General features: G+C 46.0%; 15 protein-coding genes and 1 pseudogene. 14 read left to right on the top strand and 2 right to left on the bottom strand.

The window, feature by feature from the left end:
- The first annotated feature begins 8 nt into the window (after positions 1 to 8).
- The 6 genes and pseudogenes from ACFI32_RS03165 to purH all read left to right on the top strand — a co-directional run bounded on the left by ACFI32_RS03165 (position 9) and on the right by purH (position 5437).
- Complete coding sequence (locus ACFI32_RS03165) at positions 9 to 830, top strand: tetratricopeptide repeat protein (protein WP_462625052.1); 822 nt, start codon at positions 9 to 11, stop codon at positions 828 to 830.
- Between the two features lie 95 nt (positions 831 to 925).
- Positions 926 to 1852 (top strand): 50S ribosomal protein L11 methyltransferase, encoded by a 927-nt coding sequence (gene prmA / locus ACFI32_RS03160; RefSeq protein WP_462625051.1) that lies wholly within the window; start codon positions 926 to 928, stop codon positions 1850 to 1852.
- A gap of 233 nt (positions 1853 to 2085) precedes the next feature.
- A pseudogene (locus ACFI32_RS03155) lies at positions 2086 to 2193 on the top strand (zinc-ribbon domain-containing protein); the annotation flags it as partial.
- Between the two features lie 30 nt (positions 2194 to 2223).
- Positions 2224 to 3216 (top strand): DUF3426 domain-containing protein, encoded by a 993-nt coding sequence (locus ACFI32_RS03150; RefSeq protein WP_462625142.1) that lies wholly within the window; start codon positions 2224 to 2226, stop codon positions 3214 to 3216.
- Positions 3217 to 3298: 82 nt separating this feature from the next.
- Positions 3299 to 3640 (top strand): helix-turn-helix domain-containing protein, encoded by a 342-nt coding sequence (locus ACFI32_RS03145; protein WP_462625050.1) that lies wholly within the window; start codon positions 3299 to 3301, stop codon positions 3638 to 3640.
- 216 nt (positions 3641 to 3856) lie between these two features.
- A complete protein-coding gene (gene purH / locus ACFI32_RS03140; RefSeq protein ID WP_462625049.1) occupies positions 3857 to 5437 on the top strand; it encodes a bifunctional phosphoribosylaminoimidazolecarboxamide formyltransferase/IMP cyclohydrolase in 1581 nt (526 codons plus the stop codon).
- 150 nt (positions 5438 to 5587) lie between these two features.
- Here purH and ACFI32_RS03135 read toward each other — a convergent pair whose 3' ends face one another.
- Together ACFI32_RS03135 and ACFI32_RS03130 are read right to left on the bottom strand one after the other, a co-directional pair.
- The gene (locus tag ACFI32_RS03135; RefSeq protein ID WP_462625048.1) at positions 5588 to 7462 is read right to left on the bottom strand and encodes a SurA N-terminal domain-containing protein; all 1875 of its coding nucleotides are present in this window, start codon (positions 7460 to 7462) and stop codon (positions 5588 to 5590) included.
- A 344-nt stretch (positions 7463 to 7806) separates the two neighbouring features.
- Positions 7807 to 8079: an HU family DNA-binding protein gene (locus ACFI32_RS03130; protein WP_462625047.1), complete on the bottom strand. Its 273-nt coding sequence runs from the start codon at positions 8077 to 8079 to the stop codon at positions 7807 to 7809.
- A 475-nt stretch (positions 8080 to 8554) separates the two neighbouring features.
- On the opposite strand from ACFI32_RS03130, the gene ACFI32_RS03125 reads away from it, so the two are divergent.
- The 8 genes from ACFI32_RS03125 (at position 8555) to fdx (ending at position 15567) form a co-directional block, all read left to right on the top strand.
- Positions 8555 to 9199, top strand: a complete 645-nt coding sequence (locus ACFI32_RS03125) for a hypothetical protein (RefSeq protein ID WP_462625046.1) — start codon at positions 8555 to 8557, stop codon at positions 9197 to 9199.
- Between the two features lie 410 nt (positions 9200 to 9609).
- Entirely contained in the window at positions 9610 to 10107 is a 498-nt protein-coding gene (locus ACFI32_RS03120) for an Rrf2 family transcriptional regulator (RefSeq protein ID WP_462625045.1), read from the top strand.
- The gene (locus ACFI32_RS03115) at positions 10104 to 11330 is read left to right on the top strand and encodes an IscS subfamily cysteine desulfurase (protein ID WP_462625044.1); all 1227 of its coding nucleotides are present in this window, start codon (positions 10104 to 10106) and stop codon (positions 11328 to 11330) included. The genes ACFI32_RS03120 and ACFI32_RS03115 overlap by 4 nt, the downstream gene beginning before the upstream one ends.
- Before the next feature lie 154 nt (positions 11331 to 11484).
- The gene (iscU, locus tag ACFI32_RS03110; RefSeq protein WP_462625043.1) at positions 11485 to 11892 is read left to right on the top strand and encodes a Fe-S cluster assembly scaffold IscU; all 408 of its coding nucleotides are present in this window, start codon (positions 11485 to 11487) and stop codon (positions 11890 to 11892) included.
- Between the two features lie 217 nt (positions 11893 to 12109).
- Complete coding sequence (gene iscA / locus ACFI32_RS03105) at positions 12110 to 12430, top strand: iron-sulfur cluster assembly protein IscA (protein WP_462625042.1); 321 nt, start codon at positions 12110 to 12112, stop codon at positions 12428 to 12430.
- An 89-nt stretch (positions 12431 to 12519) separates the two neighbouring features.
- Positions 12520 to 13101: a Fe-S protein assembly co-chaperone HscB gene (gene hscB / locus ACFI32_RS03100; protein WP_462625041.1), complete on the top strand. Its 582-nt coding sequence runs from the start codon at positions 12520 to 12522 to the stop codon at positions 13099 to 13101.
- A 162-nt stretch (positions 13102 to 13263) separates the two neighbouring features.
- Positions 13264 to 15141, top strand: a complete 1878-nt coding sequence (hscA, locus tag ACFI32_RS03095; RefSeq protein ID WP_462625040.1) for a Fe-S protein assembly chaperone HscA — start codon at positions 13264 to 13266, stop codon at positions 15139 to 15141.
- A gap of 87 nt (positions 15142 to 15228) precedes the next feature.
- Positions 15229 to 15567, top strand: a complete 339-nt coding sequence (gene fdx, locus ACFI32_RS03090) for an ISC system 2Fe-2S type ferredoxin (protein ID WP_462625039.1) — start codon at positions 15229 to 15231, stop codon at positions 15565 to 15567.
- The last annotated feature ends 95 nt before the right edge of the window (positions 15568 to 15662 follow it).

Below are 15662 nucleotides of genomic sequence, written 5' to 3'. Positions count from 1 at the left end.
AATACGATATGGCAACTTCAAAACAGCAATCATGTCCTTTAGCACAGGCTAATAAAGCCGCAGGAATGCCAATACTACTGACGGCCGTCTCTACAGCCTGCCTGCTGATACTCAGCGGCTGCCAAACCGTACCATCACCACCTGCTACAGGATCACCAGCACCAGTAGCTACTAATACCGTAGAAAAAACCACAGTCGCAATACCAGCAGATAGCAGCGACGAGGTAGATCAAGAAACATACCCTACCGAGCCTGATACACCACCAATGACTCAGCCAGACCGTGCGACACCCGAACCTGAGCCACCACGTCGCGTCATCATCACACCTGCAGAAGATGACGTGGTCATACAACCGCCAGTGCTTGTAGTACCGTCAACGCCGCCGCCTATTTCACCACCTGTTTTGCCGCCTGTGGTCACACCACCAACCCTGCCTACGCCCTCACACAACGAGCTGTTAGAACGAGCACGGCAAAACTCAGTTCAGCGGACACCGCAAACAACCTCCAGCAACAGCAACCTGCCCGCCTTTCGCAACTTAATGCAAGCTGGGATCAATCAGCTGAGCGCAGGCAACTTAACCAGTGCTGAAAATAGTTTTACACGAGCGCAGCGTCTGGCACCAAAATCCTCAGCGGTATACTTTTACCTATCACAAGTGGCGATTAAAAAGAATCAACCACGCAAGGCTGAAGCCATGGCGCGGCGCGGACTGAGTGTTTCAGAAGACAGCATCCGCCGCCGCACGCTTTGGCAACTGGTACTAAGATCGGGGCAAATGCAAAATAATACCCGCGTTATTCGCGAAGCACAGCAAGCACTGCGCTAAATAAGCGTTAGAATGACCATAAAAGCAATGAACAGCTTTTAATCTGTCGCTCAATCCTTTATTTTATCTTCCTTTTATTTAATAAGGTTATCGTTATGGCATGGCAACAACTGCACTTACAATGTGAAAAATCAAATGTCGACTTCGCAGAAGCGCTATTGTTAGAAGCGGGTGCTTTATCTATTGCACTAGATGACGCTGGTGATCAGCCGCTGTTTGAGCCGCTACCGGGTGAGTCGCCACTATGGGATGAGGTCATCCTAACTGGACTCTTTGATGCCAACACAGATATTGGCAATCGCCAAGCGGTCGAAGCATTGAGCCACGACATTGCAGCACAAGTTCACGCCAGTCGTATTTGGCTCAGCGCCGTCGATGATAAAGACTGGGAGCGTGAATGGATGACCCATTACCACCCTATCGAATGTGCTAATGATTTATGGATTGTTCCCAACTGGCTACGACCACCCAACCCAAATGCCACCAACATAATCATGGATCCAGGCCTTGCTTTTGGTACAGGGTATCACGCCACCACGCGCTTGTGTCTTGACTGGCTCACTGAGCAAGATTTGACTGATAAGGTGGTGATTGATTATGGCTGTGGTTCAGGTATTTTGGGTATTGCCGCCCTGCTCCTTGGCGCACGTCATGTCTATGCTGTCGATATTGACCCCCAAGCCGTCTTAGCCACCAATCAAAATGCCGAGCGTAATCAGGTCAAAGACAAGCTCCAAGCCTTTTTGCCAGAAGCATTTAACGATTATTGCAAAGAGCATGACGTTATTCCCGTCGATGTCGTGGTAGCGAATATTCTGGCCAAACCATTGATCGAACTAGCACCTTATCTTGCCAGCTTGATTGCCCCGCAGGGGCGCATTGTGCTGGCAGGACTCATTGAATCACAAACGGAGCAAGTAAAAGAGGCCTATGAACCCTATTTTTTGCTTGATGCACAGCATGCCTTTACTGCTCAAGAAGATCAGCATTGGCAACGTTTATCAGGTACATTTACAGGCTAGCAACATTTAATTACATCTGTTAGGATAGTGCAACAACATTAGTTGATATTTTGTGGCACTATCCTATTTTTTAAAATTTTTACAGACGCCATATCACATGTAACAGTATTTTTGGCTAACAATTTGTCTTATACGGGCAATAGCACTAAGGATAGGCCGAGTAACCCATTCATAAATGATGGTTCATCAGTGCATCATCGGTACCATTACTGCGTTTTTTTGGATTCAAACCTATGACCACGCTTATCGAAACCCAGTGCCCTCAATGTCAGACAGTTTTTGACGTACCTCGCGCACAGCTAGATCAAAAAGATGCCAAGGGTCGTTGTAGTAATTGCCAACATGTTTTTCGCATTAATGATCATTTAACCTTGCAGCCTCAAACCACTCCCGCTCCTCAGACAGACAATATTCCTACCCTAGAGAACACCGCTCCTGAGACTGACGTAACCAAGCCATCTATGATTAAGGAAGATGACATCGATGATGATGCGCTAATCTATGATGATATGGAAATAGAGGACACAGCAGAATCTGAATTGGATTATGGCTCGTTAGAAGATATGGATGCATGGCTGACACAGCTGGACTCTGACACCTCAACAGAGACAAATCCTACCCATACTCAAGACTATTTAGCCCCAGAATCATCTACCATGAGCTCGGCGGATGCTAATAGCATCTATGCCGATACGCCCATGAATAGTGGCAATAAGGAAAACTCTTGGCTTGAGGACTTGCTCAAAGAACAAAATGAACAGGCAGAAGCGCCTACTCTCCAGTCTCCCGAAACAGACCTCTCACAACTGCTCACCGATATGGGAATGGCCTCTGATACTGCGCAGGATCCTCAGTCAGCATCCGTTACTGTTACTCCATCACAATCACGCACACAAACGTCTATTGCAACCATTTTGTGGGCTATAGGCTGCATTGTATTGGCATTATTATTATTTGCACAATATCTGATTTTTAATTTAGATAATATCGTTAAAAATCCTGATCATGCAGACACGCTACAGTCTATTTGTGCAGTGGCTGCCTGCAGTCTACCTCATGCCGATATTGAGGCATTTACTCTTTCTGACGTTGCTCATCAAGCAAGCCGTGTACAAAAAAACTCAGGCGCTAGCGATGTAACTGCCAACTTGGTCAATCAAAGCGAATATATGCAGCTGCTGCCTAGCCTCAAAGTGAGTATTTATGGTGCCAACGGCTTAATCGGCGAGTTTATCGCGCAGCCTCATGATTATTTGCTCAGCACTCAAAGTCAAATGGCGGCAAACAACAGCAAGGCTGTGATGTTCACTATCCCTATTGCAAATAAGCAAATTAAAGATGTCACCATAGTACCTATTTATTGATACGATGTTTATTGATAAGATGGCTTGATGCAAACACTTTACTGATTCAGGCTTAACCCACGATTCTTGAGGACATCAGCTTATGGCACATCATGCACCATACTCTGCCAACCGTTTTGCCCAAAGCATAGAACCCTCAGATGATCTGGGCCATATCGTCTATGATGATTCATATGCGGCACCTCCTGAAATAAAGGCACCCTTACGTGTACATGTTGAGCGTGTGGTTCGTGAATATTTTGCTGCGATTGGTGATGAAATACCAACGGATCTTTACGATCTAATCTTAAAAGAAGTCGAACTGCCCTTATTGACTGTCGTGTTGGAACAGACACGCGGCAACCAGACGAAATGCGCCAAGATACTAGGACTTAACCGTGGCACGCTGCGTAAAAAGCTCAAAACTTATGATTTGATGGACTAAGCGTACACATTTCGTATGATCATTTTTGTATAAAATGCCCAGATGTTTTATCATAGCAGCTTGATTTTTTGTGTTGGCGCTTTCAGCTTAGTCTTATCACCTGTTTTTATGTCAAGATAGGCATATATGGCGCTCATCTTCAGCTGATATCAGGGTTGTGAGCGTCTTCATCATTTTGCCAGACGATCACGTCGGGCTTTTTTTATGGAATTTCTTATGGGCACAAAACCACTTGCATTACTTTCCGTCTCTGATAAATCAGGCATTGTTGAGTTCGCTCAAGGCTTGGTTGACTCAGGATTTGGCTTACTGTCTACCGGTGGTACTTACCGCTTGCTGCAAGAGCATAACGTGGCAGTGACTGAGGTTTCTGATTACACAGGCTTTCCAGAGATGATGGATGGCCGCGTCAAAACCTTACACCCTAAGATTCATGGCGGTATTTTGGGTCGCCGCGGCACAGACGATACGGTTATGAGTGATCATGCTATCGATCGTATTGATTTGGTGGTGGTCAACTTATACCCATTCGCGCAAACCATTGCACGCGCTGACGTGACCATGAACGATGCTATCGAAAATATCGATATTGGCGGCCCTACCATGGTACGCTCTGCTGCTAAGAACCATGCTCATGTCGGTATTGTCACCGATCCTGCAGACTATACTCGCGTATTAGATGCCCTTGATAGTGGTACGGCGCTGAGCACTGAGCTGCGTTACGACTTAGCGGTCAAAGCTTTTGAACATACTGCTCAATATGACGGTATGATTGCCAACTTTTTGGGTAGCCGCGTCAATAAAACACAAAGCGCTGACACCTTTTCGCGTACACTGAACCTGCAGTTCGATAAAACCGAAGACTTGCGCTATGGTGAAAACCCGCACCAACAAGCGGCCTTTTATGTCGAAAATCAGCCGCTACAAGACAAGCAAGCCTCTATTGCTACCGCTAAGCAGCTACAAGGCAAAGCACTGTCTTACAACAACATTGCCGATACTGATGCAGCATTAGAATGTGTTAAAGCCTTTAATGCGCCTGCTTGTGTGATTGTCAAGCATGCCAACCCATGCGGTGTGGCCATCGATAGCGATCAAGTCACGGCTTATCGCACTGCCTTTAGCACCGATCCTGAATCTTCTTTTGGCGGTATCATTGCCTTTAACCGCCCATTGACCTTGGCTGCTGCTAAAGCGATTATTGACAACCAATTTGTAGAAGTCATCATCGCACCAAGCGTTGAAGATGGCGTACTAGAAGCCACTGCCAGCAAGAAAAACGTTCGCGTATTGGTGTGTGGTAAGCTGCCAGCACCAGATGCACGCATCGCTCAAATGGACTACAAGCGCGTTAACGGTGGCTTGTTGGTACAGGAGCAAGATTTGGGCATCATTGGTGCCGATGACTTAAAAATTGTTACAGACGTGCAGCCAACAGAAGCTCAAATCGCTGATTTGCTCTTTACTTGGAACGTGGCCAAATATGTCAAATCTAATGCCATTGTTTACGGTAAAAACCAGCGCACCATCGGTGTGGGCGCAGGGCAAATGAGCCGTGTAAACTCCGCACGCATCGCTGCCATTAAAGCTGAGCATGCTGGTTTGGCAACCAAAGGTGCTGTCATGGCATCTGATGCCTTTTTCCCATTCCGTGACGGTATTGATAACGCCGCTGACGTGGGTATCTCTGCTATTATTCAACCTGGTGGCTCTATGCGCGATAACGAAACCATTGAAGCTGCCAATGAGCACGGCATTGCGATGGTCTTCACTGGCATGCGTCATTTCCGTCACTAAGCCTCAAACTTAGGCTTAAGCCCTTGTTTTTCGCACATCAAAAAAGCCACTATCACATGATAGTGGCTTTTTTAATAGCCTTGTCCCGTCCTAGAATAAGTTGAGACATGCTCGGACGAGACACCTAAATATTCACAATATTAATGGCGATTACTGGCCTTGTGCATCAGCCATATTGGCTTCATTCACGTCTACCTGATACACCATACGCAAATAGTCCAGATAGTCTTGCAATTGATCTTGCCCTAAGTTATCACGAATAATACCCGCGGTTCTGGCCTTTTCAAGGTCTGATAGCTGCGATTGCTGCTCAGTCTTGATACGATCACCAACGATGACTGTTGCACCCAGTTCGGTATTGTCTGCCAGCGCTACGATACCATCAGCAGGGGCTTGTTCGCTAAAGGCCAGACTGCGCTCTTTTTCGGTCAGCAGTGAGGTCTGGCGTTTAACTTCACCAAGCGCTTGCATGGTGACAGGCTGACTGGTGATATCTGCTACCGTTTTGATATTTGCCGCCAACTGCTGGGCGTCTTTAAGCGCTAGCGCATTGGCTTTTTGCTGACGCAAGGTTTGGGTGACTTGCGGCGTGGCCGCTACCAACGTCAACGTCTTGGTTGGACGATAGTTGCTTGGCTGTAGCCATACCATACCGTCACCCACTTCAATGCCTGCCGTCACTGCTTGATCTTGAATGGTAAATTCATCAAATGCTTGCTTGACGACTGCTGGCTGAGCAAGTACTGAAGTGTTGTTCTCTTTGCGATAATCTTTAATACGTTTTAGCGCTACATTCTCTTGCTGAGCGATATCATCAATACTAAACCCATCAGCTGCCAAGTCATTAATGGCGGTGACTTTGTCTGCATAAATCGCTTGACGCTTGTAAGCTTCTGCTTTGAGCGTCAGCTCATCGCGCATGCTCTCAAGACTCGGTACTTTGTCACCATTGTCTTCAGTGACCATAAATATCTGATAACCAAAACTGGTTTTGATTGGATCCGTCACCTCACCCACGCTAAGGCCTGTAAGCGCTGCTTGTACGTTTTGCGCATCGTTACCAAATACTGAAGGGTTAAATGTGCCTATCGCGCCGCCTGTCTCACCTGACGGATCATCAGATTCTGTTTTGGCCAAGCTGGCAAATGACTCACCGTCATCAAGGCGCGCTTTGATTTTCTCTGCACGCACTTTAGCATCATCATCACTCAGCAAAATCTGACTGATTTGGCGCTCATCAACTAAGGCCTGTTTTTGCTTATAGCTTTCATACTGCTGCTGCAGCTCTTCTTCTGTGACCTCGTCAATCTTGATGGCGGCAGGATCGAGCTGAATATAGGCTAGATCCAACATCGCATCACTTTTTAAGCTGACTTTATTAGCATCATAATAAGCTTTGACTTCAGCATCGGTTATTGTGACTTGCTGCTGATAATCTTGCCAGTTGAAACGATGCAGCCAAATGTTGCGGGCTTCTAGCTGCAAATCGATCAGCTGGTTTACCGCTTGCATTGGGTAGATGGCAGTACCAACGATACTGGCGTTGAGCTGATCAATGCTCAGCTGGTTGCGAAATTCAGCAAACAACTGGTTTTTGTTCATGCCACGCTGACGTAGAAAATAAGCAAACTGTTCGTTAGAAAAGTTACCATTTTCATCTTTAAAGATAGCCTCTTCACGCAGTAGACGGTTGATGGTGTCATCAGAGACCGTCATGCCAAGCTTACCGGCCTGCTGCTCAAGCAACGTACGATCAACCAAGCCTCTGAGTACCTGCTCATGCAATACGTCTTCATTTAATAAGCTGGCATCATCTAAGTCGTTTAAGATCTCAGTGCGGCGGTTATTGACCGCTGTCTGATATTCTGAGAGTCCAACACTGGCATCACCCACCTGCGCAATTTGATTGGGATCTACCCCTTTATGAAGGTAACTCTCGATGCCCAATAGAGCGAGTGGCGATAAGCATAGAATCAATAAAATGCGACCAGGCCAGCTTTTTAAAAAATCGCGCAATTTATCCATAGTTATTTCTGCTCTATTAACCTATATTGATGAAAACCATTGCTGTTTTTTGCAACGCGGCAAACAATGGTGAAAAAAGAAAAGTCATATTATTTTTGGCACTATCGTTATCTAAACCCATCAAATGGCCAGATTACCGTGTCGTTTGATTGGCCCATTTGGTGCAATAATATAACGCGGGCTCTATAATACGTGAATTTTGTTGTAGACTCAAAATATTCACTTCATCTGCACTACAAAATTCGCCAATAAAAAAAGCACCTTCAATGAGGTGCTTTTTTTAGCCACAGCTTAAACACTTAATGGTATTAAATGCGCTGATACTGCTGCCGCTCTATACAAAATTAGTTCAAGCGTTCTTTTAGGTTTTTACCTGCTTTGAAGCTTGGTACTTTGCTTGCTGGAATGTTAAGTTCTTCACCAGTCTTAGGGTTACGGCCCGTGCGCGCTTTGCGATCTTTTACACTAAAGGTACCAAAGCCAACTAGTGAAATGCTGTCACCAGACTCTAGTGCTTCACCAATGCTTTCCATTACAGCATTGAGTGCATCACCAGCTTGAGTTTTGTTTAAACCGCTTTTGTCTGCGATGCTATCAATCAGTTCTGACTTATTCATAAAAATTCCTTCAAGTTTAAGGGCTAAAATAAACGCTAACCCAAAGGTTGTATCACCCTTATTCAATTTGGGCAACGACCACCAATATGGCTCTGCGAGCACGGGTTGCGTGTTATTAACGCCTTTATATCAAGGGCACATAGACAGCGCAAGTGATTTTACATTTTTTTGCCGTCCAAGCTACGTATTTGACACCTAACGTTACGCAAAACGCCTGTAATTACCAGTTTGTCGGACTTTTGCCCACTATATCTGCTATTTACCGTTTGTCGCCACTGATAACGCTCATAAGCGCCGTTTTGCGTTTTTGGTGGTTATATCACCCTATATCGACCGCGCAACAATTTGCTAACTGACAGCGGTATGCGTTACTTTTTATGATGAAGACGTTATGATAAGCACAATGTTAGATAATTAGACACTTGCACGATTTTTACTGCTTATTCACTTATTACATAAACAATGGATGATTTACATGAAGCGTTCTACACTGTCCCACTCTTTTCTTAATATCATTTTGGTGTTCATTGAGTCGGCATTGACGCTCCTGCTGCGCTTAGACCCTGAGCTGCGTAAAGCGGCCTATCCGCTTGCCAAAAAAGGCACGGTGGTATGCCTGCGTTTATACCTGCCTCATGTGGAAGTGTTTGCTACCTTTAGTAACAAAGGCGTGCTGCTCGATTCTGACTTGCCAGTGACTCGTACTGAGCCAGATGTCATCATTAACGCGTATAGCATCCAAGTGCTCAGCGCCATTGCCACTCATGATAGTGACGCCACAGAAAAGTTACAAATGCGCGGCGAGTCCAATCAAGTACAGCTGGTCAAACAATTCATTATGCAGCTGGGCGTCGGCAGCTTGGTACAAGGCCTCATCAAAAAGGTCAAAGGTGAAGGCGGCAAAGAAAAACCAGATGCCGCCGCTATGGAAGAAAAAAAGAACCATTACAAACAACGTATCACTGAACAGCAAACGCAGATCAATACCTTAACCATGAAAAACCGTGAGCTTGAAACAGCGGTAAAAGAACTACAAAGCAAGCAAAAAACACTGATGATCGTCGCAGTGGTGGCCGTCATCGTGACCGTTATTGCACTGATTTTCTCTTTTGTCAGCTAATCATACCGCTGACACCTTTAACAGCATCATGTTGACCCATTGTTCGCTATGTTATTTAGTCATCGTCGATTAGCCTCTCGCGATAACGTGCTACTTTTTTGCGCTAGCGCTTTTCGATGGTTTGATGTCACATTGCCGACTGCCTTTTATGATGCTGCTTTTGGCATGATTGCTTTTATCAATCATAATCATAGATAAGATTAACTGTTTCGCTCTTATTTTAATCTTGACTAAATTACTCAGGATTACGTATAATATCCTTATCGCAGTACACACCGGGCTAACCATCTGTTGTCTAAGAGCGATGACGTTTGACTTGGCATCTCACTTGATAGGCGCAAAATATTAAGGTATGGAGACCACAGTCGTTATTGAATTCGACTTACTACTGATCAGTTTGGAGACATTTTATGCGTTTGACTACCCGAGGCAGATATGCAGTAACCGCTTTGTTGGACTTGGCATTGCAGACCAGTCAGCAAGAAGGAGCGGTATCGTTGTCTGATATTGCAAAACGACAATCTATTTCAATCTCTTATCTTGAGCAGTTGTTTTCTAAATTGCGTAAGCGTGGATTGGTGACCAGTATTCGCGGTGCATCTGGTGGCTACTATTTGGCAAAACCGCTCGATGAAATCGATGTGATGAGCATCATTTCAGCCGTTGACGAGTCAGTCAATGCCATGCAATGTGAAGGGCGCGGCGACTGTCAAGGCGGCACCATGTGCCTGACCCACGACCTTTGGTGTGCGCTATCGAATCATATTGAGCAGTACTTGAAAAATATTACATTAGCACAATTATTAGACATGGAAAACGTGCAGTCTGTCTCCGAACGCCAGCACATTCCCTCTGTTAAAGACATCACTACCATTACTTTATCGACCAGCGAGGCAAACCCAGCATGAGCCAGAATAACCACCTTATATACTTAGATTATGCCGCTACTACGCCAGTCGCCAAATCGGTTGCTGCCAAAATGAGTGAATATCTGACCGTGGATGGCATCTTTGGTAATCCGGCCTCACGCTCGCACGGCTATGGCTGGCAAGCAGAAGAAGCGGTTGAAACGGCGCGTCAGCAAGTCGCTGAAGTCATCAACGCTGATCCACGTGAAATTGTATTCACCTCAGGTGCGACAGAGTCAGACAATTTAGCTATCAAAGGCGCGGCGCATTTTTATCAGTCACGCGGCAAACACATCATCACCAGCAAAATCGAACATAAAGCAGTTCTTGATACCTGCCGTGAGCTTGAGCAAGAAGGGTTTGACATCACTTATCTTGAGCCTCAGACCAGCACAGGTTTGATTTTGCCTGAGCAAGTGAAAGAGGCTTTGCGTGAAGACACTATTTTAGTATCGCTTATGATGGTCAACAATGAGCTGGGCACGATAACCGATGTTGCAGCAATTGGTGACATTACTCGTGACGCTGGCGTGATCTTCCATGTTGATGGTGCCCAAGCGGTTGGTAAAGTACGTATCGACCTTGAAAACACCAAAATTGATTTGATGAGCTTTTCAGGTCACAAAGCGTATGGCCCTAAAGGTATCGGCGCATTGTTTGTACGCCGTAAGCCACGTATTCGCCTAAAAGCGGAACAGCATGGCGGTGGTCACGAGCGTGGTATGCGTTCAGGCACCTTGCCTACGCACCAAATCGTTGGCCTTGGCGCCGCATTTAGCCTCGCTAATGAGCGCTTTGAAGAAGACCATGCGCATGTGGCTGCCCTACGTCAGCGCCTATGGGACGGCCTGCAAGACATCGAAGAGATCTATCTCAACGGTGATCTTGAGCACAGCGTGCCAAACATCATTAATATCAGCTTTAACTTTGTTGAAGGTGAGTCTTTAATGATGTCGCTCAAAGACTTAGCGGTGTCTTCTGGTTCAGCTTGTACGTCGGCCACCCTAGAGCCTTCTTACGTATTGCGCGCCATTGGTCGTCCGGATGAGTTGGCACACAGCTCTATTCGCTTCAGCTTCGGTCGTTATACCACAGAAGAAGACATTGATACCGTTATCAAGCAAATGCATGAAGCCGTTGATAAACTACGCGCGCTGTCACCACTTTGGGATATGTACCAAGAAGGCGTCGATTTGAACACTGTTGAGTGGGCAGAGCACTAAGCACATTTTGTGGTGGTCTTAAATTAATATCAGATAACAACTGACAGCAAGGCCACCATTACTTAATCAATCAAACCATTAGCAAAACAGCGTTTGACCCCAATTATCGATGAGTAACAGACAGACCACTCATCACCTAACCAGGAGAAAACCCATGGCCTATAGCGACCAAGTTATTGATCATTATGAAAACCCACGCAACGTTGGCAACCTTGATAAAAATGCCAAAAACGTTGGTACGGGTATGGTTGGCGCGCCCGCTTGTGGTGATGTGATGCGCCTACAAATCCAAGTCAACGATAATGGCATCATCGAAGATGCTCGCTTTAAAACGTATGGTTGCGGTTCAGCAATTGCCTCAAGCTCACTTGTCACCGAGTGGCTAAAAGGCAAAAGCTTGGATCAAGCGGGCGAAATCAAAAACAATGACATCGCGCAAGAATTGGCCTTGCCACCTGTAAAAGTGCATTGCTCTGTACTTGCAGAAGATGCCATTAAAGCAGCTATTAGCGACTATCAAGGCAAGCACGGTACTGAAAGCACCGAAGCGCCAGCGCAATAATATTTGCCATACATCATCAGGCCGCAACACGTGGCCGATGGTTCAACAAAGGTGACAATAACACGTTGGTGGTTGTCACTTTTTATTTTCTAATTTTTATAGTGGCTTACTGATAAACGGCGCTTAGCGCGCATTTATCACACCGTTATTTATGAGCTAAGTCGTTTGTTTAATGATTTTGGCTCACTATCATTATTTGCACTCAATAGGGGTTGGCATGATTGAAATGACAGAACGCGCCGCTCAGCATGTTCGAGATTTTTTGGACAATCGCGGTAAAGGCGCAGGCATCCGCGTCGGTATCCGTACCGCAGGCTGTTCAGGCTTGGCTTATGTATTGGAGTTCGTTGATACACCAGACGATAACGACACACGGTTTGAAAGCCATGACGTGGGTATTTTTGTTGATCCAAAAAGCTTGGTGTATTTAGATGGTTTGTTGATGGATTACGTGGCTGAAGGTCTCAACGAAGGCTTTAAATTTACCAATCCAAATCAAAAAGGCGAATGTGGCTGCGGTGAGTCATTTACTGTTTAATGGCCAGCTGGCCATGGCTTGTCGTTGCTTAACGATGTAGCCAGCTACTTTGACTGACTTCACAAACCGTTTAATGCAAGGCGTATGATATGACTGATATAAACCAAGACGCACAATTTGATAATTTTTTTGCTTTGTTTGAGCAGCCTATCCAGTTTGAGCTGTCCCAAGACAGTCTAGACCAGCGTCTACGCCTTTTACAAAAACGCTATCACCCTGATAACGTTGCCAAAAACACCTCTAACCAAGCCGCCGCGCAGCAACAATCTGAGCAAGCATCAGCCATCATCAATCACGCGTATCAGACTTTAAGTGCACCTGATAGCCGCGCCGCTTACCTTTTAGAGATGGCAGGTCACGCTGAAAAACTTGAAAACTCTATCGCTGATTTTGACTTTTTGGATGACGCCATGCAAATGCGCATTGATCTCGATGAGGCACTGGTAGATAACAATCTTGCGGCACTTAGCGAATTGCAACCAAAAGTATCTGAGCGCCTGCAGATACAATCGGCGCGTTTTAAGTCTGCCTATACGCAGCAAGCGTGGCCAAATGCCGTTGATGCGACCCAAAAACTCAAGTTTTTGGTCAAACTTGATGCTGATATCACCACAGGCCTCGATGACCTTGCTCATATGCAGCAAGATGATGATGACGACTTATATGTGTGATGACCCACTAACATGCACAAAGCAGCTTAATTTCATCTGCGCAATGTCGTATAATTCATAGCCAATTAGTATTCGCGTAAGCTTACTATCAGTACAGTAGTCGCTGGATATATAGCGCCACGTCTTTTTACCTACTTATTCATTTTAAATCTGAGTTGTCTTATGTCCTTATTGCAAATTGCTGAACCCAATCAAAGTACCCAGCCGCATCAACATCGTTTTGGTCTGGGCATTGATCTTGGTACCACGCGCTCATTAGTCGCGGTCGTACGCTCTGGCAAAGCGCAAGTACTTGAGGCTAAGACAGCACAAGATACCCTATTGCCGTCTGTGGTGTATTATCCCAGTACTGGCAATCCGGTTGTGGGTCACTCTGCCCTAGCCTATCAGCCCGATGATCCCCAAAATACCATTATCTCAGCCAAGCGTTTTATGGGTCGCAGTCAAGCAGACATCAAATTCTCTCACCCTTACGAGCTCAGCGGCGCTGCTGACAGCATGCCTGCTTTCGTTACCGCGCAAGGAGAAGTCTCCCCTGTTGAGGTGTCAGCACGGATTTTAGCGGCACTTGAGCAGCGCGCGGCCAGTGCACTACCAGATGACAGCATCGAAGGCGCGGTCATTACCGTTCCTGCTTATTTTGATGAGGCACAGCGTCAGGCGACCAAAGATGCTGCGCAGGCAGCAGGTATTCAGGTCTTGCGGCTCTTAAACGAGCCAACAGCGGCAGCAGTAGCCTATGGCCTTGATCGTCAGACTGAGGACAATGTAGCGCGTTATTATCTGATTTATGATTTGGGCGGCGGCACGTTTGATGTGTCTATTTTAAAGCTGACCGATGGTGTGTTTGAAGTATTGGCCACTGGTGGTAATAGCGCGTTGGGCGGTGATGATATCGACCGCTTATTGACCAATTGGCTGATTAAGCAGTTGCATATTGATCCTGCTGAGGTGAGTGTCCATGACAAATCTGTATTGGCGCAGCAAGCCAAAACCTATAAGCAAGCGTTAACAGAATCAGAGCAAGTTACCATTGATATCACAGTCAATGGACAGGCTTTTCAAGGTGAACTGACCCGCAGTGATTTGTCAGCCATCATCGCACCTGTGAGCCGCCGCACTTTGAGCGTGTGTGAGCAAGTCTTACGTGACGCCAAACTGAGCGCAGATACCCTTGATGATGTGATTTTGGTGGGTGGTTCTACGCGCATGCCAGCCATTCAGCAAGTGGTCGGTGATTTTTTTGGTACAGAGCCATTATGCCGCTTAAATCCTGATGAAGTCGTCGCACTTGGGGCGGCTCAAACCGCGCACCAACTGGTTAACGGTGATAGCGACAATAACCTGTTATTACTTGACGTGACGCCTTTGTCGCTGGGGCTTGAAACCATGGGCGGCTTGGTTGAAGTTTTAATCCCGCGTAATACACCGATTCCAGTTAAAAAACGCCAAGTCTTTACCACTTATCAAGATGGTCAGACTGGTATGGTGATTCATGTGGTGCAGGGTGAGCGTGAAACAGTAGACAACTGCCGCTCATTAGGCCGTTTTGAGTTGTATGGTATCCCGCCAATGAAAGCAGGCTTTGCCCGTATTGAAGTGACATTTTCAATCGATGCCAATGGTCAGTTGACAGTGAGTGCGGTTGAAACTACTACCAAAACCGAAAGCAAGATCGAAATCACACCGTCTTATGGTCTGTCTGATGAACAAAAAGAGCAACTGTTGATTGCAGGCTTTAAGCACGCTGAAGAAGATAAAAATGCCCGCTCATTGATTGAAACCAAAGTCGAAGCTGAGCGTGAGCTGTTGGCACTACAGTCGGCCTTACCAGACTTTGGTCATCTGCTATCAGAACCAGAACAAACGGCGCTGAAAGTAGAAATGCAAGCGCTGAAAGCAGCTATCGATAGTGGTACCCTTGCAGATATTGAAGCACAGCAGGCCAGCTTAAAGCCGCACAGTGATGCTTTTGCCGCACGCATCATGAACCAAAGTGTCCAAACCAGCATGGCAGGCACCAGCGCACAAGACTGGTAACTTTATCGTATCGGTTGCGATGATTGAGCAAAACGCACATCGTAACCTTTTTATATTTTGAATTGATTAGCAGCGGACCCATACCCTATGCCAAAAATTACTGTACTACCCCATCACGAAATCTGTCCTGAAGGCGCTGAAGTAGAGCTAGAATCAGGCAGCAACTTGTGCCATGCGCTACTGGATAAGGGCATCAAGATCGAGCATGCTTGTGAGATGTCAAAGGCTTGTACCACTTGTCATGTGGTCGTCCGTAAAGGTTTTAATAGTTTAGAAGAAATGGACGATATTGAAGCCGATCTGCTGGATCGTGCATGGGGACTTGAGCCTGACTCACGTCTGTCTTGCCAAGTCATGCTTGATGACGAAGATCTGACGATTGAGATTCCTAAATATACCCTAAACCATGCTAAAGAAAACCATTGATTGATCATGGTGGCATCGATAAATGATCGACACTGGTGCTATTAAAAAGCCCGCCTTGACATATGTCATTGCGGGCTTTTTAGTTATGCCGTATT

It is taken from the genome of Psychrobacter sp. PSi21 (assembly GCF_054960615.1).
The sequence above is the reverse complement of the archived record's forward strand: the minus strand, read 5'-3'. Positions and strand labels throughout refer to the sequence as shown.

What these genes read in the sequence shown, in the direction of transcription:
- ACFI32_RS03165 (WP_462625052.1), top strand. Translation starts at nt 9, where the DNA reads ATGGCAACTTCAAAACAGCAATCATGTCCTTTAGCACAGGCTAATAAA.
- prmA (WP_462625051.1), top strand. Translation starts at nt 926, where the DNA reads ATGGCATGGCAACAACTGCACTTACAATGTGAAAAATCAAATGTCGAC.
- ACFI32_RS03145 (WP_462625050.1), top strand. Translation starts at nt 3,299, where the DNA reads ATGGCACATCATGCACCATACTCTGCCAACCGTTTTGCCCAAAGCATA.
- purH (WP_462625049.1), top strand. Translation starts at nt 3,857, where the DNA reads ATGGGCACAAAACCACTTGCATTACTTTCCGTCTCTGATAAATCAGGC.
- ACFI32_RS03135 (WP_462625048.1), bottom strand. Translation starts at nt 7,462, where the DNA reads ATGGATAAATTGCGCGATTTTTTAAAAAGCTGGCCTGGTCGCATTTTA.
- ACFI32_RS03130 (WP_462625047.1), bottom strand. Translation starts at nt 8,079, where the DNA reads ATGAATAAGTCAGAACTGATTGATAGCATCGCAGACAAAAGCGGTTTA.
- ACFI32_RS03125 (WP_462625046.1), top strand. Translation starts at nt 8,555, where the DNA reads ATGAAGCGTTCTACACTGTCCCACTCTTTTCTTAATATCATTTTGGTG.
- ACFI32_RS03120 (WP_462625045.1), top strand. Translation starts at nt 9,610, where the DNA reads ATGCGTTTGACTACCCGAGGCAGATATGCAGTAACCGCTTTGTTGGAC.
- ACFI32_RS03115 (WP_462625044.1), top strand. Translation starts at nt 10,104, where the DNA reads ATGAGCCAGAATAACCACCTTATATACTTAGATTATGCCGCTACTACG.
- iscU (WP_462625043.1), top strand. Translation starts at nt 11,485, where the DNA reads ATGGCCTATAGCGACCAAGTTATTGATCATTATGAAAACCCACGCAAC.
- iscA (WP_462625042.1), top strand. Translation starts at nt 12,110, where the DNA reads ATGATTGAAATGACAGAACGCGCCGCTCAGCATGTTCGAGATTTTTTG.
- hscB (WP_462625041.1), top strand. Translation starts at nt 12,520, where the DNA reads ATGACTGATATAAACCAAGACGCACAATTTGATAATTTTTTTGCTTTG.
- hscA (WP_462625040.1), top strand. Translation starts at nt 13,264, where the DNA reads ATGTCCTTATTGCAAATTGCTGAACCCAATCAAAGTACCCAGCCGCAT.
- fdx (WP_462625039.1), top strand. Translation starts at nt 15,229, where the DNA reads ATGCCAAAAATTACTGTACTACCCCATCACGAAATCTGTCCTGAAGGC.